Origin of the sequence: Pseudomonas sp. BN606, from assembly GCF_029873115.1 — a bacterium.
GTDB lineage: Bacteria > Pseudomonadota > Gammaproteobacteria > Pseudomonadales > Pseudomonadaceae > Metapseudomonas.
The window spans coordinates 69673-94717 of sequence record NZ_SSOF01000041.1 but is presented as its reverse complement, the minus strand read 5'-3'; the positions used below and the strand labels follow the sequence as shown (position 1 = coordinate 94717).

23 protein-coding genes are annotated in these 25045 nt (G+C 64.4%); 12 read left to right on the top strand and 11 right to left on the bottom strand.

Annotated elements, in window-relative coordinates; translation table 11 throughout:
• Window positions 1–11: 11 nt before the first annotated feature.
• Window positions 12–824, bottom strand: coding sequence for a class I SAM-dependent methyltransferase (locus tag E8E75_RS04895; RefSeq protein ID WP_280358212.1), 813 nt, complete (start codon window positions 822–824; stop codon window positions 12–14).
• Window positions 825–832: 8 nt separating this feature from the next.
• Window positions 833–1105 (bottom strand): DUF4242 domain-containing protein, encoded by a 273-nt coding sequence (locus E8E75_RS04890; protein ID WP_120651225.1) that lies wholly within the window; start codon window positions 1103–1105, stop codon window positions 833–835.
• Window positions 1106–1329: 224 nt separating this feature from the next.
• Between E8E75_RS04890 and E8E75_RS04885 the strand changes: the two genes are divergently transcribed.
• The gene (locus tag E8E75_RS04885) at window positions 1330–2301 is read left to right on the top strand and encodes an AraC family transcriptional regulator (protein WP_120651224.1); all 972 of its coding nucleotides are present in this window, start codon (window positions 1330–1332) and stop codon (window positions 2299–2301) included.
• Between the two features lie 4 nt (window positions 2302–2305).
• On the opposite strand, the gene E8E75_RS04880 is transcribed toward E8E75_RS04885, so the two are convergent.
• From E8E75_RS04880 to E8E75_RS04860, 5 genes are all read right to left on the bottom strand, one after another.
• On the bottom strand, window positions 2306–3847 hold the full coding sequence (locus E8E75_RS04880; protein ID WP_120651223.1) for a DHA2 family efflux MFS transporter permease subunit: 1542 nt from the start codon (window positions 3845–3847) through the stop codon (window positions 2306–2308).
• A 5-nt stretch (window positions 3848–3852) separates the two neighbouring features.
• On the bottom strand, window positions 3853–4926 hold the full coding sequence (locus tag E8E75_RS04875) for an HlyD family secretion protein (RefSeq protein ID WP_120651222.1): 1074 nt from the start codon (window positions 4924–4926) through the stop codon (window positions 3853–3855).
• 22 nt (window positions 4927–4948) lie between these two features.
• Window positions 4949–5377 (bottom strand): MarR family transcriptional regulator, encoded by a 429-nt coding sequence (locus E8E75_RS04870; protein ID WP_120651221.1) that lies wholly within the window; start codon window positions 5375–5377, stop codon window positions 4949–4951.
• 196 nt (window positions 5378–5573) lie between these two features.
• Window positions 5574–5993 carry a group II truncated hemoglobin gene (locus E8E75_RS04865; RefSeq protein WP_120651220.1) on the bottom strand — a complete coding sequence of 140 codons (420 nt, stop codon included), beginning with the start codon at window positions 5991–5993 and terminating at the stop codon, window positions 5574–5576.
• 32 nt (window positions 5994–6025) lie between these two features.
• A complete protein-coding gene (locus tag E8E75_RS04860; protein WP_280358203.1) occupies window positions 6026–7969 on the bottom strand; it encodes an alkaline phosphatase D family protein in 1944 nt (647 codons plus the stop codon).
• Between the two features lie 401 nt (window positions 7970–8370).
• On the opposite strand from E8E75_RS04860, the gene E8E75_RS04855 reads away from it, so the two are divergent.
• The 8 genes from E8E75_RS04855 (at window position 8371) to E8E75_RS04820 (ending at window position 15936) form a co-directional block, all read left to right on the top strand.
• Window positions 8371–8853 carry a (2Fe-2S)-binding protein gene (locus E8E75_RS04855; RefSeq protein ID WP_120651218.1) on the top strand — a complete coding sequence of 161 codons (483 nt, stop codon included), beginning with the start codon at window positions 8371–8373 and terminating at the stop codon, window positions 8851–8853.
• Window positions 8850–11009 (top strand): xanthine dehydrogenase family protein molybdopterin-binding subunit, encoded by a 2160-nt coding sequence (locus E8E75_RS04850; protein ID WP_280358201.1) that lies wholly within the window; start codon window positions 8850–8852, stop codon window positions 11007–11009. Before E8E75_RS04855 ends, E8E75_RS04850 begins: the two co-directional genes overlap by 4 nt.
• A gap of 245 nt (window positions 11010–11254) precedes the next feature.
• Window positions 11255–11611 (top strand): OB-fold domain-containing protein, encoded by a 357-nt coding sequence (locus tag E8E75_RS04845; RefSeq protein ID WP_280358199.1) that lies wholly within the window; start codon window positions 11255–11257, stop codon window positions 11609–11611.
• Window positions 11608–12753: a thiolase family protein gene (locus tag E8E75_RS04840; protein WP_280358197.1), complete on the top strand. Its 1146-nt coding sequence runs from the start codon at window positions 11608–11610 to the stop codon at window positions 12751–12753. The genes E8E75_RS04845 and E8E75_RS04840 overlap by 4 nt, the downstream gene beginning before the upstream one ends.
• Window position 12754: 1 nt before the next feature.
• Complete coding sequence (locus E8E75_RS04835) at window positions 12755–13519, top strand: SDR family NAD(P)-dependent oxidoreductase (RefSeq protein WP_120651214.1); 765 nt, start codon at window positions 12755–12757, stop codon at window positions 13517–13519.
• Window positions 13520–13529: 10 nt separating this feature from the next.
• Window positions 13530–14336: an enoyl-CoA hydratase/isomerase family protein gene (locus tag E8E75_RS04830; protein WP_120651213.1), complete on the top strand. Its 807-nt coding sequence runs from the start codon at window positions 13530–13532 to the stop codon at window positions 14334–14336.
• A gap of 18 nt (window positions 14337–14354) precedes the next feature.
• Window positions 14355–14750, top strand: a complete 396-nt coding sequence (locus tag E8E75_RS04825; protein ID WP_120651212.1) for a PaaI family thioesterase — start codon at window positions 14355–14357, stop codon at window positions 14748–14750.
• On the top strand, window positions 14740–15936 hold the full coding sequence (locus E8E75_RS04820) for a CoA transferase (protein ID WP_120651211.1): 1197 nt from the start codon (window positions 14740–14742) through the stop codon (window positions 15934–15936). Before E8E75_RS04825 ends, E8E75_RS04820 begins: the two co-directional genes overlap by 11 nt.
• A gap of 390 nt (window positions 15937–16326) precedes the next feature.
• Here the strand turns inward: E8E75_RS04820 and E8E75_RS04815 are convergent, their stop codons facing one another.
• A complete protein-coding gene (locus tag E8E75_RS04815; protein WP_280358193.1) occupies window positions 16327–17232 on the bottom strand; it encodes an NAD(P)-dependent oxidoreductase in 906 nt (301 codons plus the stop codon).
• Window positions 17233–17352: 120 nt separating this feature from the next.
• Entirely contained in the window at window positions 17353–18258 is a 906-nt protein-coding gene (gene gcvA, locus E8E75_RS04810) for a transcriptional regulator GcvA (RefSeq protein ID WP_120651209.1), read from the bottom strand.
• Between the two features lie 164 nt (window positions 18259–18422).
• Here gcvA and E8E75_RS04805 point away from each other — a divergent pair, with 164 nt between their 5' ends.
• Window positions 18423–19703, top strand: coding sequence for an OprD family porin (locus E8E75_RS04805; protein WP_153919721.1), 1281 nt, complete (start codon window positions 18423–18425; stop codon window positions 19701–19703).
• Between the two features lie 178 nt (window positions 19704–19881).
• Here E8E75_RS04805 and E8E75_RS04800 read toward each other — a convergent pair whose 3' ends face one another.
• The gene (locus E8E75_RS04800) at window positions 19882–21318 is read right to left on the bottom strand and encodes an aldehyde dehydrogenase family protein (RefSeq protein ID WP_153919724.1); all 1437 of its coding nucleotides are present in this window, start codon (window positions 21316–21318) and stop codon (window positions 19882–19884) included.
• A gap of 318 nt (window positions 21319–21636) precedes the next feature.
• On the opposite strand from E8E75_RS04800, the gene E8E75_RS04795 reads away from it, so the two are divergent.
• The gene (locus E8E75_RS04795) at window positions 21637–22983 is read left to right on the top strand and encodes an MFS transporter (RefSeq protein ID WP_120651206.1); all 1347 of its coding nucleotides are present in this window, start codon (window positions 21637–21639) and stop codon (window positions 22981–22983) included.
• A gap of 193 nt (window positions 22984–23176) precedes the next feature.
• Here the strand turns inward: E8E75_RS04795 and E8E75_RS04790 are convergent, their stop codons facing one another.
• Window positions 23177–24076 (bottom strand): LysR family transcriptional regulator, encoded by a 900-nt coding sequence (locus tag E8E75_RS04790; protein ID WP_280358191.1) that lies wholly within the window; start codon window positions 24074–24076, stop codon window positions 23177–23179.
• Between the two features lie 167 nt (window positions 24077–24243).
• Between E8E75_RS04790 and E8E75_RS04785 the strand changes: the two genes are divergently transcribed.
• Window positions 24244–25044, top strand: coding sequence for a lipase family protein (locus tag E8E75_RS04785; protein WP_153919727.1), 801 nt, complete (start codon window positions 24244–24246; stop codon window positions 25042–25044).
• Window position 25045 lies beyond the last annotated feature (1 nt).

Sequence of the window (25045 nt, the reverse complement as noted above, 5' to 3'; positions counted from 1 at the left end):
TGGCTTACACGTCAACGGCGAGTGATCACCACCTCCACGTATTCGCTGGGCACGATCAGCGAATCCGGCCCGGCGCGGTTGTAGCGCTCGAGCAGCTCGGTCAGGTCACGCTCCAGAGCTTCGGCGCCATCGGCGGAGAGGGCGGCGAAGGTCTTGTGCACCGGGCCGTACCAGGTCCGGAAGACTTCCAGGAAATGGGCTGCCGACTGGTAGCGGAAGTTGAACAACCGCCGCGCTACCGAAATCTCGCGGGCGCTGTGGTCGAACAGCTCACGCAGGTGGCTCTCCACGCCCCAGAGCGAGGGTGGCTGCACACCGGGTGGAGGCGGCAGGTGGCGCCCCAGTGTCTTGAACACCTGGCCGATGAAACCGTCCGGCGTCCAGTTGGCCAGACCGATGCGCCCACCGGGACGACAGACCCTTGCCAACTCGGAAGCCGCCTTGGTCTGGTCGGGGGTGAACATCACCCCGAAGGTGGACAGCACCACGTCGAAGCTGGCGTCAGGAAAGGGCAGGTTCTCGGCATCGGCGGCCTGGAAGTTCACCTCCAGCCGCTCGGCGCGGGCACGCTCCTCGCCGCGTTCCAGAAGGGCCGCCACATAGTCGGTGGAGGTCACCCGGCCGCCTCGGCGCGCGGCTGCCAGAGTGGCATTGCCATTGCCGGCCGCAACGTCCAGTACGGTCTCGCCGTGGCGCAGGTCGCAGGCTTCGGCGAGCAGTTCGCCGACCAGCTGCAGGGTGGTTCCGATGACGGCGTAGTCGCCGCTGGCCCATGAGGCCATTTGCTTGCTCTTCAGTGCATTCAGATCAATTGCAGAAGTCATTTCGGGGCTCATTCGGCTGTGGTCGGATCGATGGTCGAGCTGATGCGGGAGATGCGGCTGACGGGGAATCCGCCACGCTGGGCGTGTTCGCGGATCAGTCCCTCGTCGTTGGCGATGTAGACGCAGTACAGCTTGTCGTCTGTGACGTAGCTCTGGACCCACTGCACCTCTGGTCCGATTTCTTTGAGTACCCGGCAGGACTTCTGCGATATGGCTTTGAGGTCTCGTTCCGTGAGTTTTCCAGCTTCCGGTATCTCTCTTTCTATGAGGAACTTGGGCATGGGGACCTCTGTTTTCTTGGTTTTTTGGGTGTTGCAGACACGCCTTGGGTACAACGGGCAGCAAGGACGTGCTGGCAAAACTATCCGCCTCAAATGGGACACAGTCCTGTCCGAGCGTCGGCAAGGTCTGCTTGATCGTCCGCACAGAGCCATTTATCCGACGAAACGCTGCGTGTTCCCGCGACCGACCAGAATTTCAGAACTGCGGCTGGAGGTGAGGGCTGATGGACGCTCTGTCGGAAACGCTGCGCGTCGTCCATCTGGTCGGCGCCATCTTCATCAATGCACGGTTCAGCGCGCCCTGGTGCTACCAGTCACCCCGTGCCGATACGGTTGCTCCGCTTTTGGAACCGGGCGCCGAACGCGTGGTGATCTTCCACCTGATCACCGAAGGTGAGTGCTTTGTCGAAATCGGCCAGGAACAGCCTGTCCGTCTCTCGGCAGGTGACGTGGTGCTGTTTCCCAAGGGCGATGCCCATCGCATGACCTCCCAACCCGGCTTGCCGCCGGCCAAGGGGGGAAGGCTGGACGAAGTGCTGGCGCGTCGCCCTCGGCAATTGGCTTATGGCGGCGGTGGGGCGATCACGCGACTGGTCTGCGGCTACCTGGCCTGCGATGCAAGGCTGGCGGACATCCTGCTGGCCGGGCTGCCCTCGTTGGTGCGAGTCAACGTGCGTGACTCCAGCGCCGGGCCCTGGCTGGAAGCGTCGGTACGCTACGCGCTGACGGAAGCCAAATCGCCCCGTCCAGGCGGCGAGGGTGTGCTGGCCAAGCTGGCCGAAGTGCTGTTCATCGAAGTCCTGCGCCTGTACATGAACGAGCAGGCCGCTGGACGTACCGGCTGGCTGGCGGGACTGGGGGACCGGATAGTCGGATCGGCACTGACGGCCTTGCACCAATGCCCGGCCCAGGCCTGGACCCTGGAGGAACTGGCACGTACCGCCGGCACGTCGCGCTCAGTGCTTGCCGAACGCTTCCAGCTATTGGTGGGCAGCTCACCCATGCAGTACCTGACCCAGTGGCGCATGCTCCTGGCCGCCAATCTCCTCAGCCGCAGCAACGCCCCGCTGGCGCGTATCGCCGAGGATGTCGGCTACCAGACCGACACAGCCTTCAGCCGTGCCTTTCGCCGGGAATTCGGTGCGCCGCCGGCCGCCTGGCGGCGAAACCGGGCCAGGGGCGTGGCGACGGGTTAGGAGATCACTCCATGACCGCGTGAGTGTCCGGCGGGCCGGATGTTATCGGCGGCTTGCGCAGAAGCAGGAGCAAGGGCAAGGAGGCGAGGGTGATGAACATCATCAGGCGGAAGTCCTGCAGGTACGCGAGGATGGATGCCTGGCGAGTCACTTCCATATTCAGCGCCACCAACCCGGCTGGGCTGGACAGGTCGATGGCGCCACTTTCGGTCGCCTGGGTCAGGGCCTGGTTGAAAGGCGTCATGAAGTCGCTGAAGGCGGCGTGGTTGATCTGCGTGCGCTGGGCGAGATAGCTGATCACCAGGGAGATGCCGATACCGCTGCCGACATTGCGCATCAGACTGAACAGCGCGGTGCCCTCGTTGCGGTAGCGCGGCGCCAGGGTGGAGAAGGTCAGGGTCGACAGCGGCACGAAGATCAGGCCCAACCCGAAGCCCTGGACCAGGCCGCTTCGGACGATGGCGAAACTGCTGACTTCAGCGGTGAACTGGGTCATTTCCCACAGTGACAGGGCGGTGAGCAACAGGCCCAGTCCGATCATTCCACGTGGGTCGAAACGGCTGATCAACCGACCCACCAGCATCATCGCGGCCATGGTACCCAGGCCACGCGGCGCGATCAGGTTGCCGACATCCAGCACCGGATAGCCCATGAGATTCTGCATGAATGGCGGCAGTAGGGTCATGGTGGCGAACAGCATGATGCCCACCATGAAGATGAACATCAGGCCGATGCTGAGGTTGCGATCGCGGAACATCGCCGGGTCGATGAATGGTTCGCGGTGGGTCAGTACATGGACGACGAATAGATAGAGCCCAAGTCCCGCCAGCACCGCCTCGATGAGGATTTCAGGGCTGTGGAACCAGTCCTGGGATTCCCCCCGGTCCAGCATCAGTTGCAGGGCGCCGATGGCCAGGGCGAGCAGCGCGAATCCGAGCAGGTCGAAACGGCGCTCCCGCTCGATCGGGGTCTCCTTGAGAAAGGCGGTCAGGCCGAACCAGGCCAGCAGGCCGAAGGGCAGGTTGATGTAGAACACCCAGCGCCAGTTGTAGTACTCGGTGAGCCAGCCGCCGAGGCTGGGTCCGAGGATGGGACCGACCATCACCCCCACGCCCCAGATGGCCATGGCCGAACCGTGTTGCTCGGTCGGGTAGGTGTCGAGCAGGACGGCCTGGGACAGCGGCACCAGGCTGGCGCCGAACACGCCCTGGAGCAGACGGAACAGGACGATCTGCTCCAGGCTCTGGGCCGCGCCACAGAGCATCGACGCAATGGTGAAACCGACGATGGACCACATGAACAGCCGCTTGCGGCCGAAGCGCGCGGCGATGAAACCGGTCAGCGGCATGCAGATGGCAGCAGCAACGATGTAAGACGTCAGCACCCAGCTGATCTGGTCCTGGGTCGTGCCCATGCTGCCCTGCATATGCGGCAGGGCGACGTTGGCGATGGTGGTGTCCAGCGCCTGCATGATGGTGGCCAGCATCACTGAGAGAGTGATCAGCCAGCGGTGCGAACCGGCGTCGCGGGAGTGGGTCGCCTTCATGGTGATCAGGGCAGCAGGCTGGCGAGGCTGCGGTGGTGGCCGGTATCGATCTCCACCACCGCACTGAGGCCGGCGCGTAGCGGTGGCTGCTGGGCGTCGGGTCGCAGGTGGATGCGCACGGGTACCCGCTGCGCCACCTTCACCCAGTTGCCGGTGGCGTTCTGCGCTGGCAGTACCGAGAACTCCGAACCGGTGGCCGGACTCAGGCTTTCCACTTCGCCGTGCCAGGTGGCGTCCGGGTAGATGTCGAAGCGCACATCGACCGGTTGGCCGGGGCGCACGTAGGTCAGGTCCTTCTCGGGGAAGTTGGCTTCCACCCAGAGATTGTCATCCACCACCAGGGTCATGGCGGTATTGCCGGCACTGATGTACTGGCCAGGTTGCGGCACCTTGCTGATGCTCCCGGCGAGCGACGCGCGCACTTCGGAGCGTTGCAGGTCCAGGCGCGCCTGTTCCAGCTCGGCCTGGGCGCTGAGGTAGCTCGGGTGTTGCTCCACCGGCAGTGCCGGGCTGCCGCCGAGGTTCTCGGCGATGCGCTTTAGATCGTGCTCGCGGGCGTCGATTTCTTGCGCGGCGATCTGGGTGGCCTGGCGCGATTCGTCGAGCCTTGCCGGGGAGAGATAGCCTTTCTGCGCGAGGTTCGCCTGGCGCTGCAGGTCTTTCTCGGCGTAGGCGTGACGGGTACGGGCCAGGGCCAGTTCGGAGGATTTTTCCTGGTAGCTGGCTTTCAGCGCGGCGAGGTCGGTACGTACCTGTGCCAGGCGCGCCTCGGCCCGGGCAACGGCGATGCGGAAGCTTGCCGGGTCGATACGGAATAGCAGCTGCCCGGCACTCACCCTATCGTTCTCGCGGGTCAGCACCTCGGTGATGGTGCCGGATACATCGGCGCTGATCGGCACCTTGTCAGCCTTGGCATAGGCGTTGTCGGTTTCGACAAAGCGTCCACCGTGGAGATAGGCGGCCAGTCCCAGGCCTACGGCAAGAACAGGGGCGACGCCCATCAGCAACAGGCGTTTGCCGCGGGAGTTGGTGGCGGCCGCTGCGTCCTGTTCGGGAACGATGACCGTGTGGGTGTTCATGGCGTTGCGCTTCCTTTGGAAATCAACGGGAAGAAAGGTTGCTGCGCATCTTGCGCAGGGCGCTGGAGAGCGCGGCCGTTTCGGCTTCGCTGAAGCCATCCAGCGCCACGGCGAGCATCGCCGCACCCGCGGTGCGGATGTCGTCCAGGGCCTTGTCGGCCCGCGGGCGCAGATACAACCGATAGGCGCGGCGGTCGTCCGGGTCGGGGCGTCGTTCCACCAGTTCGGCTTGCTCCAGTTGATCCAGCAGGCGGGCAAGGGTGATGGGTTTGACCTCCAACTGGTCGGCCAGCTCGACCTGGCGACAACCTTCGTTGCGCGCGACATGTGCCAGGGCGCGGGCTTGGGCAAGGGTGAGGCTGCTGCCAGTGATGTGCTGCTCGAAGGAGCGGCGCATCAGGCGGGAAGCATCGGCCAGGAGGAAGCCGATGCTCTCTTCGAGGCGGGGCATGATGTGGGGTCCATATAATAAGCGGTGCTTACTATATGGGTGCGAGCCAGGCGCCGTCAAAATCGCGATGAGCGCTGCGATTGAACTGTGTGAGCGAATTCATTCGCGAATGGACGCGAAGCAACCCGGTCCCTCTGGCAGCCCTTCGGACTGCATCGCGAATGAATTCGCTTTCAAGAAGATTTCGAGGCGGGATTCAGCCGTGCCTTGCGCGGCTCGCCTGCACCACTCGGTGGGCCGGCACCTTCAGCTGTGCAAGCAGGTACTCGGCGAACTCGGGCGAGAAGGGCTGCTGGGCGATGGCCCGCTCCATGCAGCCCAGCCAGGCGCCGCTGAGGGATTCGTCGATGGGCCACTGGGCGTGGAAGGAGGGTATCGAAATGGACCCGTATTTCTCGCTGAAGAGCTTCGGGCCGCCCAGCCAGCCGCTGAGGAAACAGGCCAGCTTGTCGCGGGATTGCTCCAGACTATCCGGGTGCAGGCGACGCAGGTCGGCGGCTTCCGGCAGCTCGTCCATCAGCCGGTAGAAGTCGTCCACCAGGCGTCGCAGGCCGTCGATGCCACCAGCGGCCTGGTAGGAAGCATCGCCGTTGCCGAAGAGGGGAGTGTTGCTCATGGTGGGTAGCCGTCAGGAAATCCGGGTCGGCATCATACCCGCCGCGCCACGGGAAGTCCGTCCGGTTGGTCGTCTCGTTGTTCGAGGAACTCGGTGGGTTCGGTGCCATTGGCGTTGAGCTGGAAGATGCGCGAAGGCCGCCCCTCGGTATCGAAGAACACCTGGCCGAGACCTGCGGAGTTCCACAGCCGTTCGCCGGCCTTGCTGTGTTCCGGCGTGCGCGGCATCACCTTCATCGGGCGCCGCTTGGTGAACCAGTTCAACGGAGAACGCGGCGAGTAGAGCCAGCGGTTGAGGCGGTCGAATACATCCAGCAAGCGCCTTGGAAACTCGTTCTTGATGCCGCTGCTGGTGATCTGCCAGATCTTCGGGCCTTGCTGGCGATGGCGGATCAGCACTTCATAGACGAAGGAGTAATGCACGTCGCCGGACAGGATCACGTAGGACCCCGGTGTGCGCGAGTGGCGGAAGATATTCAGGATCACCTGGGCCGCGCCACGGTGGGCCATCCAGTTTTCCGCATCCACCAGCAGTGGTTGGCCAAAGGCGCTGAAGACCCGCTGGACCGTCTCGATCAACTTGACCCCGAAGACCGGCGCCGGGGAGACGATGATCGCCGATGGATGATCCAGCAGTTCCTGTTGCAGTTCGCACAGGGCCTCCCAGTCCAGCAGGCCGGATGGGCGCTGGAGGTCGATCTCGCTGCGCCAGCGGCGGGTCCGGGTGTCCAATACCACCAGCGCCGGTGTCGTGGGCATCACGTACTGCCAGTGGTTGAAGGTGATCAGGCGGTCGATCAGCCCGTCCAACGCCGTGCTGTCGAGATGATTGTCGTCGGCGGCGGTGGCGGCCAGTGCCTCGGCCTTGTCCAGCACCTCGCTGAACGCCCTGGGGTCGTTGCCCCAGCCTTGACACAGCATGTAGGCAACCAGCGCATTGCCGATGATGCGCTTGGAGAAGGGGTGGCCGTAGGCGGTCAGCTCCCACTGTGCAGACAGGTTCCAGTCGTCGGTGATGTCATGGTCGTCGAAGATCATCAGGGTCGGCAGGTGGGCAAACACCCTCGCGACGCCCGGCAGCCCAGCGCGGAAATCGACCAGTCGGGTTTCTTCCAGGCGATAGCGATCGATTTTCCCGGCGTCCAGCGGGGGCATCTGCGGTTCCACAAGTTCCCAGGGCACCGGCGACCAGACCAGCAGGTACATGGCCATGACTTCGGCCAGGGTCACCAGATGATTTTCCGCATTAGCGCTGGTGAAGATGGGCTTGCGCGCGCCGCCGAAGAAACGTTCGCGCAGGGTTTCGTTGCTCTCCAGCGCGGGCAACAGGTCCGCCCGGTGGTAGTAGCAGGCGGCATGGCCGTACAACGCCGCGCTGTCGCTGACGATCGCCCCCTCCAGCCTCTCGTCGAACAGGCCAAGCCGCGCGATCAGTTGATGGATGGCGCGCAGCATCGGACCGGCCACATCATCGGTATAGACCTGGTCCCCGCTGAGCATCAGCAGGGCGGGGCGCTGCTCGGGTTTCGGGTCGGCTGCCAGCAGGCGGTCGGCGCAGAGCAGGCCGTCGTTGGCCGGGAAGTGCGGCTTGCGGCAAGAGCCGTGAAGCAACTGGTCGATACGCGATCGCAGGACGAAGCTCGGCCGTGTTGCGTGCTCATGGACCAGGTGCGGCGCCCAATGGCCGATGCCGTCGCCGTCGATCAGAAGGTCGTAGTCGATCTGCTGGTCGAGGGGCAGGGAGGTCTCCAGTCGCAGGTCGATCAGGTGCAGGAAAGCATGACGGCCGAAAGGAATCACCCGGCAGCTGTCTTCGGTCAGCGGATACTCGACGCCACCGTCCACGGATAATCTCAGCACCGGCGAGAGCCTGCGCGAACCGACCAGCCAGAACACCAGCCGACGGGCTTCGATGCGGCGCAGCATGGGGCCGGCGAGGACGATGGGGAGATTTGCCTGGAGGGAGACTGCGGACATCGGTTTGACGGGCCTGGACGAGGGGGCGCAACAGGATACCGCGAGTGACGGCGGGCTCCGAAACGGCTTGAAAAAAACTCAGGCGAGTAGTGCGTTTAAACCAATTGGCAGTTTCTGCCAGGACTTCTAGCATCCTCGAATCATTCCCGCTGGCGTCACGGAGCCGCCAGCCGCCCAGCCCTGATGGAACGGCCTGCCCACGGAGGCAACCATGCTTCAGGTACCGCTTGTTGGCCGAATGACATTCGTCTTCCCAGGCACGCCCCCCGAAGCCCATTCAGGCGCGCCCTGATCCATCCCTTTTCCCTGCCTTTACTTCCGGGGCCGCGGTATCGCCCTGGCGAACCGCGCATGCCCGCGCAGACGGGCACCTGTCCTGATGAAAACCAACGGGAGGCGATATGGCCCTCACCCTGAAGATCAATGGCGCTGAGCACAGCGTCGATGTCGATCCCGATACGCCGCTGCTCTGGGTACTGCGCGACGTGCTGGGCATGACTGGAACCAAGTTCGGCTGCGGAATGGCCCTGTGTGGGGCGTGCACCGTACACATGAATGGTGCGGCAGTACGCTCCTGCGTGATGCCGGTCAGCAGTATGGTCGGTGCGGAAATCACCACCATCGAAGGCATCGGCGCAACCGACGCCGGCAAGCGTATACAGGAGGCATGGCTGGCCAAGGAAGTGGTGCAGTGCGGCTACTGCCAGTCGGGACAGATCATGTCGGCGAGCGCGCTGCTGGCGACCAACCCCAATCCCGGCGACGCGGAAATCGATGGCGCGATGTCCGGGAACATCTGTCGCTGCGGAACCTATCTGCGCATCCGCGAAGCCATCAAGGTTGCGGCCCAGGCACAACCTGCCAAAGGGGAGGGCGCAGCATGAACGATCTCTTCCTGCCTGGCCTCAGCCGCCGGGGATTTCTCAAGGCCAGCGCCGCTGCAGGTGGTGGCCTGCTGATCAGTTTCACGCTGCCGGGGTTGATGGGGTTTGCCGAGGCCGCCGATGGAGACTTCAGCCCCAACGCCTACATTCGCATCGATCGCAGCGGCAAGGTGACGTTCATCATCCAGCCGGTGGAAATGGGGCAGGGCACCTACACCTCGATGCCCGCGCTGATTGCCGAGGAGCTGGAGGTGTCGCTCGATCAGGTCGTGATCGAACACGCTCCGGCCGACGACAAGCGCTACGCCAACCCCATGCTGGGTTTCCAGGTTACCGGCGGCTCGACTTCGATACCCGCCAACTGGATACCCCTGCGCCAGGCCGGCGCCACTGCGCGCACCCTGCTGGTGACAGCAGCCGCGCAGCAGTGGTCGGTGCCGGCAGGGAGTTGCAAGGTCGAGAACGGCGTCGTGGTCCACCCGGACAGCGGTCGCAAGCTCGGCTACGGGGAATTGGCAGACGCTGCCGCCAAGCTGCCGGTTCCTGGTGAGGTACCGCTCAAGGACCCGGCGCAGTTCAAGCTGATTGGTACCCCTGCCAAACGCACAGATGGTCCCGCCAAAGTCACGGGCAGGGCCATGTTCGGCATCGATGCCCGCCCCGAGGGGGTGAAGGTTGCCGCGATCACCATCTGCCCGATCATCGGCGGCACCCTGGCCGAGGTGGACGACGCCCCTGCCATGGCGGTCAAGGGCGTGCACAAAGTGGTGCGTACCAAGGATGCGGTGGCAGTGATCGCCGACCACACGGGTGCGGCACGCAAGGGCTTGGCGGCGCTGCAGATCAAGTGGAATGAAGGCGAGAATGGCACGGTTTCCAGCGCCGATATGCTTAAGAACATCGCCGAAGCCTCAAAGGCCGAAGGCGTGAAAGTGCGCGCCGAAGGAGACGTGCCGGCTGCCATGGCCAAGGCGACGAAGAAGGTCGAGGTGGTTTACCAGGTACCGTTCCTCGCCCATGCCTGCATGGAGCCGGTCAACTGCACGGCACACGTGCGCAAGGATGGTTGCGACCTCTGGCTGGGCATTCAGGTGCCGGCGCGGGCCAAGACGCTGGCGGCGCAGCTTACCGGCCTGCCCGAAGAGTCTGTGCAGGTACATAACCAGCTGCTGGGCGGCGGTTTCGGTCGGCGACTGGAAACGGACTTCGTCGGCCATGCGGTGGAAGTCGCCAAGCAGGTGGACTACCCGGTGAAGGTCATCTACTCCCGCGAGGAAGACATTCGCCACAGTAGCCTGCGGCCTTTCCACTACAACCACCTGTCCGCTGGCCTCGATGAGCAGGGGCATCCCATTGCCTGGAGCCACAAGGTCACCGGCGGGTCCATCATCGCGCGCTGGGCGCCGGGCCTATTCAAGAACGGTATAGATGGCGATGCCGCGCGCGATGCCTGTGGCCCCTACGGCTTCCCTAACCTTGCGGTGCACTACGTGCGCCACGAACCACCCAAGGGCATTACCCCGGCTTTCTGGCGCGGTGTTGGCCACACCCAGAACTGCTTCATGGTGGAAGGCTTCCTCGACGAGCTGGCGGTAATGAGCAAGATCGATCCGTTCACCTACCGCTACCCGTTGCTGGAGAAACATCCGCGCGCGGTGAAGGTGCTGGAAACCCTGAGGGAGAAATCCGCCTGGGATTCGCCGCTACCGGCCGGCAAAGGCCGTGGCGTCGCGCTGACCTACTGCTTCGGCACCTATGCCGCGCAGGTCGCGGAAGTCAGCGTGGATGCCAACGGAATGGTGACCGTGAATAAGGTCATCTGCGTGGTGGACTGCGGCATTCCCATCAACCCGGACACCGTGGTCGCGCAGATCCAGGGCGGCACGGTCTTCGGCCTGACGGCGGTGCTGTTCGGCAACATCACCTTCAAGGACGGCCGGGTGGAGCAAGGCAACTTCGACAGCTACCGCCTGCTGCGCCTCAACGAGGTGCCGCCCATCGAGACCCACATCATCAACAGTGGCGAGTCGCCGGGTGGCCTGGGTGAGGTGTCCACCGTGGTCATCGCCCCGGCGGTGGTCAATGCCATCTTTGCCGCCACCGGTAAGCGCCTGCGCACCCTGCCGGTCGATCCGGCGCAGTTGAAACCGGCCTGACGGGGCAGGTAAGCGTCAGCCCACCGCAGAGGTAAAGGTATCTGGCAGGTAACGAAGCCCAACAACCCCATCTCGGGTCGTTGGGCTTCGTTGCATTCAGCCTCTGCCTACCGGTAGTCCGTCTCCTGGATTGCAAAAAACTCAACCACCCGCGGTCTTTATATCGTTTGTCGGGCTCCCGCCCGATGTCGACCATAGCCTCAGTCCAGAGCCGTTCACGCGGCTGAAAACAACAGGAGGTCGACATGAACCCACTGCCATCCCTCTGGGGAGACGCCAGCCCCTCGCGCCTGCTTGGCTCCCGCCACATCGCCACTGGCGAGCTGGTATTCCCGGCGCTGCCCGGCCATTCGCCGCTGGCCGACCAGTACCGCACCGAGACGCTGGCCGGCGAAGGTGAGCTGTACAGCTTCACCATCATCCATCCGGGCCCCAAGAGCGGCCTGGAGCCCTTCGCCCTGGGCTACCTGGACCTCGAAGGGCCAGTGCGCCTGTTCGGCCGCGTCACCGGCTGCGAGCGTCCGATGATCGGTGCCAGCTACCGCATCCTGCCCGATGAAACCTATGGCTATGTGTTCGAATCCGTGGAGGCCCGCCAATGAGCCAGATGCATGTAATGGGCGGTGCCATGACCCGCTTCGGCCGTCACCAGGGCGTGATGGCGCCAGAACTGGCCCAGCAGGCGATCATCAAGGCCGTGGCTGATTCGGGCCTCGCGCTGAAAGACATCCAGGCGATCTACTGCGCCAACGTCCTTGGAGGCATGATCCTCGGCCAGGTGATCCTGCGCGATCTCGGCCTGGACGGCATCCCCGTCTACAACGTCGAGAACGCCTGCGCCAGCGGTGCCACCGCCGTGCACCTGGCACGTCATGCGCTGCTGGCCGGGCAGTACGAGCGCGTGCTGGTGTTTGGCATCGAACAGCTGACCCAGTTGGGTGGCGGCACCATTCCGCTGCAGCGCAACGACGAGAAGACCGACCTCTATGCCAAGGCCGGCATGGTGCTGCCGGCGGTCTACGCCATGCGCGCCACCCGCTTCATCCACGAGCGCGGCGCCAGCCCAGCCGACCTCGCCCGTGTGGCGGTGAAGAATCGCCATCACGGCTCCCTCAATGAGTACGCCCAGCAACGCACCGGAGTAACCCTGGAGGAGGTGCTGGGCTCGCGCATGATCGCCGACCCGCTGACGCTGTTGCAGTGCTGCCCGTCCCAGGTGGACGGCGCCGCCGCCCTGGTGCTCGGCAACAAGCCGGGCCCCCATGCCAGGGACGTGCGCGTGCTCGGCTCCATCGTCGTATCCGGCCTGCGCGAAGGTGCTCGTGACGACATCCTCGACGCAGAAATCACTGCTCGCGCTGCTCGCCAGGCCTACGAGCAGGCTGGCGTCGATCCGCGCGACGTGGGCGTGGTTGAGCTGCACGACGCCTTCACCATCGCCGAGCTCCTCTACTACGAAGCCTTGGGGCTCGCGCCCCACGGCGAAGCGGTCGCGCTGCTGCATTCCGGTGCTACCGCGCTCGGCGGCCGGGTGCCGGTGAACCCCAGTGGCGGCCTGCTCGCCAAGGGGCACCCGTTGGGTGCCACCGGCGTGGCGCAGATGGTCGAGCTGATGTGGCAGTTGCAGGGCCGTGCCACCAGCCGCCAGGCCGATAACCCGCGCATTGGCGTTGCCCAGTGCACCGGTGGCGGCATCGCTGGCGTGGACCATGCCGCGTCCTCCGTTCACGTACTGGGGGTGTGAGATGACTGCACAACGTTTCCATGAAGGGCAGGTGGCAGCCGTAACCGGCGCTGCTCGCGGCATTGGCCTCGGCATCGCCACCCGCCTCGCGCGCCAGGGCGTCACCGTCTACCTGCTGGATCGCGATGCACCTGTCCTGCTGGACGCCGTCAAGCTGCTGCAGGACGAAGGGTGCGACGCCCACGGCATCGCGCTGGACCTCACCCAGGGAGCGGACGTCGAGGGCGCCTTCGCACAGATCCGGGAAGTATCCGGGCGCCTGGATTTCCTGGTGAACAACGCCGGCGTGGTGCGCGACAAGCGCTTCCTGAAGATGACCGAGGACGACTGGGACCTGGTGGTGGATACCAACCTGCGGGCGCAGTTCCTCTGCTGCCGGGCGGCGTTGCCGCTGATGCTGGACGCGGGCTTCGGGCGCATCGTCAACCTGTCTTCGCGGGCATGGCTGGGTGGCTTCGGCCAGGCCAACTATTCCGCCGCCAAGGGCGGTGTGGTGAGCCTGACCCGCAGCCTGGCCATCGAGTTCGCCGCCAAGGGCATCACCGTCAACACCATTGCGCCCGGAATCGTCGACACGCCGCTGTTCCAGGCCTTCGAGCCGGAGGTGCAGGCGCGCCTGAAAGATACCGTGCCGGTGAAGCGTATCGGTTCGCCGGATGACATCGCCAATGCGGTGGAATTCTTCCTCGACCCAGCCAGTTCCTACGTCACCGGCCAGACGCTCTACGTCTGCGGCGGGCGCAGCCTGTCGTCGGCCAGTGTCTGAGGAGGTCGCCATGCCCGTACACATGGAAATCCAGGGTGCTGTCGCGGTCATCCGCCTCGATCGCCCGGGAGCCCTCAACGCCCTGGACATCGACTCCCTGCGCGCCCTGCGTGGCCACCTGGTGGACGTCCGCGACAACCGCGATATCCGCGCCGCGATCATCACCGGCGCGGGGGATCGTGCCTTCTGCGTCGGCGCTGACCTGAAGAGCACCCGCGTATCCCACGCGTCCTATGCCGAGGCCCTGTTCCTCGACAAGGAATTGGCGGCCGACGACGGGCTGTACATCCGCCTGATGGATCTGTCTGACCTCGACCTGCGCAAGCCACTGATCGCCGCCATCAACGGCCACTGCCTCGGTGGCGGCCTCGAGCTGGCGCTGCAATGCGACCTGCGCATCGCTTCGGGCAATGCCAGCTTTGGCCTGCCGGAAGCGGTGGTGGGCTCCATACCGGCGGTGTCCGGCCTGCATCGTCTGCTCAAGGCGGTCCCCCAGGCCCATGCCATGCAGATGGCCCTGACCGGCCAGCGCATCGATGCGGCCAAGGCACTGGATATCGGGCTGGTCTCGGAGCTGGTTCAAACACCTGAGGCACTGTTGCAGCGTGCCCTGGAACTGGGTGAGCGGATCGCCGTGGCAGCGCCGCTGGCGATCCAGGCCCTGCAGTCACTGGCGCGGCAGACCGCGCACCTGTCCGATGCCGACGCCCAGCGCCTGACCGAACTCTACTGGGGCGTTTTGCGCGACACCGAAGACCGCCTGGAAGGGCGCGCGGCGTTCGCCGAGAAACGTCCGCCGCAGTACAAGGGGCGCTAGGCGCCGGGGAGGATCACCATGCAATTGCGCAATCCGTTCCTGCAGAGTCTTGGCGTCGAACTGGTCCATTGGGCCGCAGGCGCCGCCGAGTTCCGTATGCCTATCGAGGCGCGGCACCTGAACCGGCAGGGCATGCTGCACGGTGGGCTGGTCGCCACCTTGCTCGATGCCGCCTGCGGCTACGCCGGGCTGCACACCGCCGAGGACGAGGAAGAGATTCACGGCGTGACGGTGATGCTGAACATCGCCTACCTGAAGGCGGCCCGCAGTGGAACCGTCATCGCGCGGGGCAAGGTCAATCGCAGCGGCCGCAGCCTCTACTTCGCCGAGGCGTCGCTGGAGACGCTGGAAGGCGAGTTGCTGGCCACCGCCCAGGGAACCTTCAAGCAGGGAGAGCGCCGCCATGTTGCGTAATGCCTTGCAAGGGCTGACGGTGCTGGATTTCACCCAGATCGCTGCCGGTCCCACCTGCACCATGCTGCTGGCAGACATGGGAGCACGGGTGATCAAGGTCGAGCCGCCCGAAGGCGATCTTGGCCGCACCCTCGGGCCTGCCTGGGTTGGTGATTCCAGCGCGCTGTACCACGGCTTCAATCGGGGCAAGCAGGGGCTCTGCCTGGACCTGAAGAACCCACAGGGTTTGGCTGTCGCCAAGCGCCTGCTGGAAGAAGCCGATGTGCTGATCGAAAGCATGCGCCCCGGCGTGATGGCCCGGCTTGGCCTGGGTTTCGAAGCGGCGCAAGCGATCAATCCGGCCCTGGTCTACTGCTCCATTTCCGCCTATGGCCAGCAAGGCCCCTATGCGGACCGTGCCGGAGTGGATGGCATCCTCCAGGCGGACTCCGGCCTGATGAGCCTGATCGGCACCCCCGGCGCGCCGCCCTGCAAGGTGCAGGCACCTGTGGTCGATGTGGTGACTGGTTACATGGCGTGCATGGCCATCCTCGCCAAACTCCAGGCCCGGCATCGGGACGGGCAGGGCGGCCACCTGGACGTGAGCCTGATGAATTCGGCGCTGGCGTTGCAGCAGTCGTCCATCAGCAGCTACCTACGTGACGGCGAACTGCCGACCCCCATTGGCAGTGCCGCGCCCTATTCGGCGCCAAACGAGGCATTCCAGACCGAGGATGGCTGGCTGATGGTGGCGGCCTACAACGGCAATCGCTGGGAGCGACTGTGCACCGTGCTCGGCAACCCGCAATGGTCGAGTGATCCGCGCTTCGTCACCTCTGCCCAGCGTGTGGTGCATCGGGCCGAGATGCAGGAGGCCCTCAATGGGGTCTTCCGTACTCGTAGCACTGCCCACTGGCTGGAGCGCCTGCGCGAGGCGGACATCCTCTGCGCCAGGGTGGCCGACTACAGCGATCTGCTGGAACACCCGCAACTGGCCAGCAACGGCATGCTCGCCACCATCGAGCACCCCAGGCACGGCGAGCTGCGGGTGCCAGGCTTCCCGGTGAACAGCGCCGAGGCGGCGCAGCAGCCATACAGACCGGCACCAGACAAGGGCGAGCATTCCCGCGAGTTGCTGGTGGAAATGGGCTTCAGCGAACTGGAAGTAGAGGAGGTGACTGCGAGCGGGGCAGTGATCGCGGCGTAGGAAAGCTTCATGCAGTCGCAATGGTAGAGGGCGAAGCCTGAGCAAAGAAGAATCCCGGCCAACCCGCCGGGATTCGTCGCAATCGGGCTTTGTGTAGGAGCGAGCTTACTCGCGAAAGGCAGGGCTCCATTTGCGTGGGCTGGATGCCGCTCTTCGCATCCACCATCCGGCGCCCCAGCCACCCCTCGTTGGTGGATCGATGGAGTACGCAAGGCGATGGTTCCGGTGCTGGTTTCTTTTTCGCGAGCAGAGCTCGCTCCTACGCCCGCCCCACGTTGTGCAGTGAAGGAATCTCAGCCAATGCGCCGGGATTCGTCGTTATCGGGCTTTGTGTAGGAGCGAGCTTGCTCGCGAAAGATTGGCTCAATAGCTTCGCGAGCAAGCTCGCTCCTACAAGGGCGGCGTGGATGCGATCCTTGCCCCGGCCAGGTCTTCCAGCACTCGCACCACGTGGGTCATGTCACGGGTCGGCTCGCCGCTGTTGATGGCCTGGTCGAAGAGCTGCTTGACCACCGCGCAGGTCAGTGCCGGCGTCCCGGTGCCTTCGGCCTCGGCCAGGAACAGGCGGATGTCCTTGCGCATCAGGTCGAGGCGGAAGCCGAAGTCGAATTCGCGCTTGAGCACGGTACCGGCGAGGATCTGTTCGCTGGTGTAGCTGCGCGCCGTGCTGGCATTGAGGATGTCCAGCATCTGTCCTGGCTCGAGGCCGGCCTTGATGCCGAACAGCAGCGCCTCGCTGGTAGCCACCAGGGTCGCGCCGACGATCATGTTGTTCACCAGCTTGAGGCTCTGGCCCAGGCCGGGCGTGTCGCCAAGGTGAACCACCTTGCGGCCGAACGCGGCGAAAACCGGTTGGCAACGCCCGTAGGCTTCCGCAGGTCCTCCCACCATCACCGACAGGGTGCCGGCTTCGGCTCCGGCGACGCCGCCGGCCAGAGGAGCGTCCAGGGTCGCTATGCCGCGTGCCTTCAGCGCCTGGTCGAGGCGGCGGGCGACACTCGGGCCGGTGGTTGAGTGGTCCACCAGCACGCGTACGGTCTCGCCATGGATGACACCGTTCTCACCCAGTACCACCTGCTCGACTATCTCCGGCGTCGGCACGCAGACCAGCACCACTTGCGCGGCATCGGCCACGGCTCGAGGCGAGGCGTGACTACGTGCGCCGCGTTGCAGCAGGGGCTCGAGGGCTTGTGGGTTGCTGTCGCAGAGTTCCAGGCCGAAGCCGTGGTCCAGCAGGTGTCGCGCCATTCTCTGGCCCATGGCGCCAAGGCCGATGAAACCGATGCTCTCGTTCATTTTTGTCGCTCCAGTTCAACGGACGGATCTTCAGCCGTGCTCGGGTGAAGGGGAACCATCCTAGGAAGCCGCAAGCGACGCGGACAAAGCACTTTTGAGCCTGGAAGCGTTGAGGAAAACTCAAGCGGCCTGGCGGGTCTGGCGTGCCTGCTCCAGCAACCAGAGGCGGAAGGTGGTCATGTCCTCGCTTTCCGGCCGGTGTCTGGGGGTGAGCAGGTAATAGGTGTACGCGCCCATGTCCACGGTCTGCGGGAACGGTCGCACCAGGGTGCCTTCGCGCAGTTCCTTCTCCACCAGGAACAACTGGGCGATGGCGATGCCCTGGCCGCCGGCGGCCGCTGCATAGGCCATCGATGAGCTCTGGTAGGTCATGCCGGCCCGCGCATCCACCGCGCTGCCCACGCCGGTGGCTTGCAGCCAGTGGCTCCAGTCGTCCGGGCGGGCGATGGAGTGGAGCATGGTGTATTCGGCCACGTCGGCTGGTTCCTCCAGGCCGGGGCCGATGTCGAGCAGCGCGGGACTGCACACCGGGGCGAGGATGTTGTCGCTGAGCACATGGCAGTTGCAGTTGGGCCAGTCGCCGTTACCGAGGCGGATGGCGGCATCCAGGTCTTCCTTGTGGAAGTCCACCGGGTCCAGGGAGGCAGTGAGCAGCACCTCGATCTTGGGGTTCTCCTGGTGGAAGCTGGCGAGCCTTGGAATCAGCCATTGCATGGCGAAGGTGGTATAGGCGCGCACCTTGATCTGCCGGCGCTTGGCCGGGCGCTTGAGTTTGCGGGTGGCGCTGCGCAGCTCTTCGATGATCCGTGCTACCGCCTTGAAGTACTGCTCGCCAGCCGGGGTGAGGGTGATCTGCCGATGCCCACGTAGGAACAACGGCTGCTCCATGTACTCCTCCAGTGCGCGGATCTGCCGTGAGACGGCGCCGGGAGTGACGTTCAGTTCGTCGGCGGCAAGGGTAATGCTGAGGTGCCGGGCGACGGCCTCGAAGGCCCGTACGGCATTGAGTGGCGGCAGTCTGTCCATCTTCCGGATCTTCTTGTGTGACAGGTGAAAAGGCGCGGAATCTTACTCTAGTTCTGATTGAGTAAATCTCAAGCGAAAGGCCTGTTTTAATCGTTTGTCGCGGCCTCCGGCAGGTTCCTAGCATCGGCCCCGGACGTACCACAACAACAAAAGAGAGCCGCTCCATGACCACTCCCAACCGGGCCAATCGCATTGGTCCGCAGACCCTGTTCGCGCTCTTCGGCCTGACCCTGGGTGCCAACGGCACCGCCAGCGCCGATTTCATCAAGGATTCCAAGGCCAGCCTGGAATTGCGCAACTTCTACTTCAACCGTGATTTCCGCCAGGACGGCGCCCCGCAAAGCAAGGCCGAGGAGTGGGCCCAGGGATTCCTGCTGCGTTATGAATCGGGCTTTACTGAAGGCCCGGTCGGTGTTGGCGTCGATGCGCTCGGCTTGCTGGGAGTGAAGCTCGATTCCAGCCCGGACCGCACTGGCACCGGCCTGCTGCAATCCGATCGCGAAAAGCCTAATCGTGCCCAGGACGAGTACGGCGAACTGGGGCTGACCGCCAAGGTGCGCGTTTCCAGCAGCTTGCTGAAGGTTGGCACCCTGCAGCCCAAGCTGCCCATTGCCCTTTCCAATGACAGCCGTCTGTTACCACAGACCTTCCGGGGGGCGTGGTTGAGCAGTGCGCAAGTCCAGGATCTGAACCTGGACCTCGGCCGTATCGACCGGGTGAACCTGCGTAATTCGTCCGATAACGAGGAGATGCAGGTGTTCAACGGCGGGGCGCGGAACATTGTCCTGGGCCGCCACAAGACCAGCGATGCACTGGACTTCGCTGGTGCCACTTACAAATGGACGCCAGCCCTGACCACTTCCTATCACTACGGCGCACTGGACGGCGTCTACCGCCAGCACTACTTCACCCTTGGCCACCTGCTGGACCTGGGCGGGGCCGGCTCCATCAAGTCGGACCTGCGTTGGGCGCAGAGCCAGGACGACGGCGGCAGCAACGTCGACAACCGCGCGCTTGGGGCGATGTTCACCTACAAGCGTGGCCCCCATGCCCTTGGGCTCGGCTATCAGCGCATGTCCGGTGACACCGGCTTTGCCTACGTCAGCGGTGCCGACGGCTACCTGGTGAATCTGGTGCAGGTCAACGACTTCGGCAACGAGGACGAACGCTCCTGGCAGGCCCGCTATGACTTCGACTTCACCTCGCTGGGCGTACCTGGGCTGACCTTCATGACGCGCTACCTTTCCGGCGATGGGGTAGACGTTGCCAACCGCGTGGACGAGGGCAAGGAATGGGAACGGGACACCGACATCGCCTATGTAGTGCAGGGCGGACCGCTGAAGAACCTCGGCCTCAAGTGGCGCAATGCGACGGTACGCAGCAACTTCGGGCCGGATATCGATGAGAACCGCTTGATCGTGACCTACACCTTGCCGCTCTGGTGAGGACAGATCGCAAGGGTGGAAGTCGCTCTTTACTTCCACCATTTGCGGTTCAGCTGGGCATCGGTGGTGGATGAGAAGAGCGCTATCCACCCCCTAGAGAAGCATCGAAGCACCCCGGTTCCCAAGCACAAACAAAACCCCGCACCAGGCGGGGTTTTGTTTTGCGGTGGGGTTGGCTTCAAAGCCGAATGATCACCGACTTCAACTGGGTGTAGTGGGAGAGGGCGTCGATGCCTTGCTCGCGGCCATAGCCGCTTTGCTTGAACCCACCGCAGGGGGTCTGGACGAAACCACCGCTGTATTCGTTGACCACGATACGGCCAGCCTCAAGACCCGCGGCGACGCGGTGGACGCGGCCGATGTCGCGACTCCAGATACCGGCGCCCAGGCCGAACTCGCTGTCATTGGCGATGCGCAGGGCGTCGGCCTCGTCCTTGAAGGGAATGACGCAGAGGATGGGGCCGAAGATTTCTTCCCTGGCCAGGGTCATGTCGTTGGTCACGCCGGTGTAGACGGTGGGCTCGATGTACCAGCCATTGCCCAGGTTCGCGCCGCTGGCCACCTTGCCGCCGATGGCTGGCTTCAGGCCATCACGCGCGGCGACCTCGAAGTAGCTCTGGATCTTCTCGAACTGCGCCTTGGTGGTGATGGGGCCGGAGGTGGAGTCGAAGTCCGGGCCGACACGCAGTGCCGCGACCTCGGCCACCAGCTTCTCGACGAAGCGGTCGTGGACGTCTTCCTGCACCAGCAGGCGGGTACCAGCGCAGCACCACTGGCCACTGTTCCAGGTGAAAGCTGTGGTGGCGCCCTTGGCGGCGGCGTCGAGGTCGGCGTCATCAAAGACGATATTGGCCGACTTGCCACCCAGTTCCAGGGTCAGCGGCAGGATGCGTTCGGCGGCGATTCGGCCGAGTTCCTGGCCTGCGGTGATGCCGCCGGTGAAGGAGATCTTGCGCATCAGTGGATGGCGCGCCATCACCGGGCCGATGACGCTGCCCTTGCCGACGATCACGTTGAACACGCCGGCAGGCAGGCCGGCTTCCTCCACGGCGATGCGCGCCAGTTCCACCAGGGACGCGGAGGTGTGCTCGGAGGGTTTGGCGACCACGGTGTTGCCGGTGGCCAGCGCCGGGGCGATGGCCCGTGCGGCCTGATGCAGCGGGGCGTTCCAGGGCAGGATGGCGCCGATCACGCCGAACGGATCGCGGCGGGTATAGACGTGGTAGTTCGGGCCCTGGTTGATCACTTCGCCGTCCATGACATTGACCAGGCCGGCATAGAACTCGAAGTACTGGGCGGTGAGGTCCATCAGCGTGGCCATCTCGCGGCCAGGCTTGCCGGTTTCGGCGCTCTCCAGCTTGCCAAGGCGGTCTTCGCTGTGGCGAACGATGCGCGCCAGCTCCACCAGGATGCGACCGCGCTCGGAGGGGCGCATGTCGCGCCAGGCGGGCAGCGCTTCCTGGGCAGATTGGATAGCGAGTTCCACTTCCTCGGGACCGCTGTTGGCGACCTCGCCCAGCTTCTCGCCGGTGCGCGGGTCGAACTTGTCGACGTAGCGACCACCGGCCGGCGCCAGGCAGCGTCCGCCGATGTAGCTCTCAACTTTCAGGAACATGCTTCGAGTCTCCTCAGTTCAAGGCCCGGATCATGAGTGGGTGCAGTTCTTGTTCGTCGACCCGGGCGTTGGGGGCAGGTTGGGCATTCGACGCTGTGTCTTCAAAGGAATTTTCAGCTGCCGTCGCTTGAAAAAATATCAAGCGTCCAATGGCCTGCACTGGCCGTCATGCCTACTCCTTAAGTTGAATTAAACTCAAGCGAACAGGGCGGAAATCTCGCTTCACCAGCCCCGCGTGTCGCTGCATCTTGCTCGCTAACCAGAAGAGAACGCCTTCGGGCGATCAACAACAAAAAGTGTGCTCACGGGAGCGATGCAATGAATAACGACAATAGTGCGATTGGTGGTCTCATGCCTGAAACAGGCCCAGCCACTGCCACGGCCTCCGAGGGCCGAAAACTGACCCGGACCGAGAAGAAAGCCATCGTGGCGGCAACCCTGGGCACCATAGTCGAGTACACCGACTGGGTGATCTACGCCACCTTCTCATCCATCCTCGCCAAGCAATTCTTCCCGGCCGGCAACAGCCTGACCGCGCTGCTCTCGGTGCTGGCGGTGTTCGCCGTAGGTTTCCTCATGCGACCCATTGGCGGCGCGGTGCTCGGCGTGTTCGCCGACCGCTACGGCCGCAAGAAGGGCCTGACCCTGTCGATCCTGCTGATGTCGGTGGCCTCGCTGGTAATCGGCGTCTGCCCGAACTACGAAAGCATCGGCATCGCCGCGCCGATCATCCTGGTGCTGGCACGCCTGACCCAGGGCTTCTCTGCCGGAGGTGAATTCGGTTCCGCTTCGGCATTCCTCATCGAATCCGCGCCGTCCAATCGGCGCGCCTTTGCGGGCTCCTGGCAGTGGTTCGCGATCAACGCCGGCACGCTGGTTTCCTTCCTGCTCGGTGTCGTGCTGGCCTCGGTGGGTAGCGACACGGCCCTGGAAGACTGGGGCTGGCGCGTGGCGTTCGTCATTGCCGCACTGATGGGTGTGCTGACCCTGTGGATTCGGTTGTCGGTGAAGGAAACCGAAGTGTTCAAGTCCCGCGTGGCCAAGGCTGCCGTCGAGAAGCGTCCGATCCGCGACATCTTCACCAAACACCGCAAGGACGTGCTGCGGGTGATCGGCGTGGCCATGGCGGGCAACCTGCTCAATTACGTGTGGATGGTGAGCTACCCCTCGCAGGTCCATCTGGTGACCGGCATGCCGATCCGCGAGACGCTACTGGCCGGCGTGATCGCCGTGGGCGTGTCGCTGCTGTTGCTGCCGCTGGCCGGGATGCTGGCAGACCGCATTGGTCGCCGGCCGATGCTGATCGCCTTCGCCGCCGCGTCGATCCTCTGGGCCTGGCCGAGCTTCGGCCTGCTCTACCAGGGCATCAGCCTGGCGGAAGTTGCCCTGTTGCAGACCATTTCCATGGTGATCATGACCGGTTTCGGCGCGGCTTCCGCCGTGACCATGGCCGAGCAGTTCCCGGCTGAGGTGCGGGTCACTGGCATCGCCTTGCCCTACGCACTGTCGGTCACCCTGTTCGGTGGCACCTCGCCGTACATCATGACCGCCATCTCGGGCGCCGGTTACGGCCACCTGTTCTGGATCTACCTGGTAGCGGTGAGCCTGGTGAGCCTGGTGGTCTACATCCGCATGCCGGAGATGAAGGGGCAGCCGCTGCGCTGATAATAGAAGGCTGAGCCTGGTGGGTACGTTCGTGGTTCGCACGGCGCACCCTACCGGAGAGGCTGGGTGCTGGACGTAGCGTACGCCACGCGCACCTGCTTCGGAAGCGATGCGAACTGGATAAAGGTGAAGGCCGGGCCCAATGGGTTCGGCCTTTGCTTTTCGGTGTGCGCCACGCGCACCGGCCCTGGGGTCAAGGTTCCTGCCTTGCCGCCCGCGCGAACTCGATGAAGGCCTTGAGCACCGCCGGCACCTGGCGCCGGCTGGGGTAGTAGAGGTGCAGGCCGGGGTAGAAGGGGCACCAGTCTTCCAGTACCTGCACCAGCTGCCCTTCGGCGACATGGTCGGCCACCATTTCCTCGAATACGTAAGCCAGCCCGACGCCCTGCAGTGCCGGACCGACCATGAGGCCCACGTCACCCAGGGTGAGGGGACCGTCCACTTCGATTTCCAGTTGCATGCCCCCGCGTTCGAACTCCCAGCGGTAGAAGTTGCCGCTGGGAAAGCGATGGCGGATGCAGGGTAGCCCGTGGAGGTCCTGGGGTTTCTGTGGCACGGGATGACGATCGAAGAAGCTGGGTGTCGCCACCACCACCGAGCGCATATAGGGCCCGATGGGCAGGGAAACCATATCGGCCTCCAGGCGTTCGCCGAAGCGCACGCCCGCGTCGTACCCCGCGGATACGACATCCACCAGCGCATCGTCGGCGGAGATTTCCAGGTTCACATCCGGGTACGCCTCGAGAAAACGGCTGGCCAGCGGCAGCAGCACCAACTGTGCGGCGGCGCGGCCGGCATTGATGCGCAGGGTGCCGGAAGGCGAGTCGCGGAACTGGTTGAGGTCTTCCAGGGCGTCGTCGATATCGCGAAAGGCCGGCTTGATGCGGGCGTACAGGCGTTCGCCTGCTTCGGTGAGCGCCACGCTGCGAGTAGTGCGGTTGAACAGGCGCACCCCGAGGCGTTCTTCCAGGGCGCGCAGGGCATGGCTGAGGGCCGAAGGCGAGAGCCCGAGTTCGACGGCCGCGCGGCTGAAACTGAGGTGGGCGGCGATGCTCAGGAAGATGTTCAGATCAGCGGCGGATACGGGTTTCATTGGTGAGTCCTGCTCATTAACTCAAGCGAGCTTATTGGGATTCACACAGGAGTAAAACCGCCCACAAGTGAACGCAACGCGAAATCGAAATACGGACGGATACCGCTGTACGCAAGGCAGCCTTGGTCTAGAGTGGAACCCCACAACTCATTGGCAAGGAGGCCACCATGCCCAGTCTTCCCATGTATTTTCCCGCTGCGTTTTCCCTGACCCAGGCGCTGCAATGCGCCAACCTGGTGGAAGCGGCCTACGACCAGTACGAGCAATGGCTGCAGCAGGACAAGCCGCGCAAACCTTCCGATTTCAATTGGCAGCCCCCGAGCATGAGTGGCTGGAGTTTTTCTGCGCCGGTCTGGAGCATCCTCAGCGAACTGAAGTACATCAACGAGTCCGAGCCCTTCGGCTTTGCCGTCAGTGACCCCAGCGGTGCGGTGTACCTGGTGTTTCGTGGTACCGAATCGGCCCAGGACTGGGTGGATGACCTGGACGTCACGCAGAGCGAATACCCCTGGCAGTCGGGCATAGGCCAGGTGCATGCGGGCTTCCTCAAGCTATACACCTCCCTGCGCGATCAGGCCCTGCAAGCATTGGACGGCCTGAAACCGGGTGGCGACCTCTGGGTTTGCGGCCACAGCCTGGGAAGCGCGCTGTCCAGCCTGGCGGTGCTCGACCTGCATACCCAATGGCCGGACCAGCCGCTGCAGCACTACAACTTCGCCAGCCCGCGCGTGGTCGACCCGAATTTCGCCGCCTACTACAACGGCCTGAACATCCCCACCTACCGTGTGGTGAACGACAGCGATCTGGTTCCGGAAGTCCCGCCGGGCGTGACCGACTCCTGGGTCTACCAGCACCTCGGCCTGGCCGTGACCTTTACCGCCAGCTACAGCAGCTTCGCGGGTGACCACAGCATGGCGGACTGTTACCTCTATGCGATCAACAATCCCGATGCGCCGATGAATGGGTGAG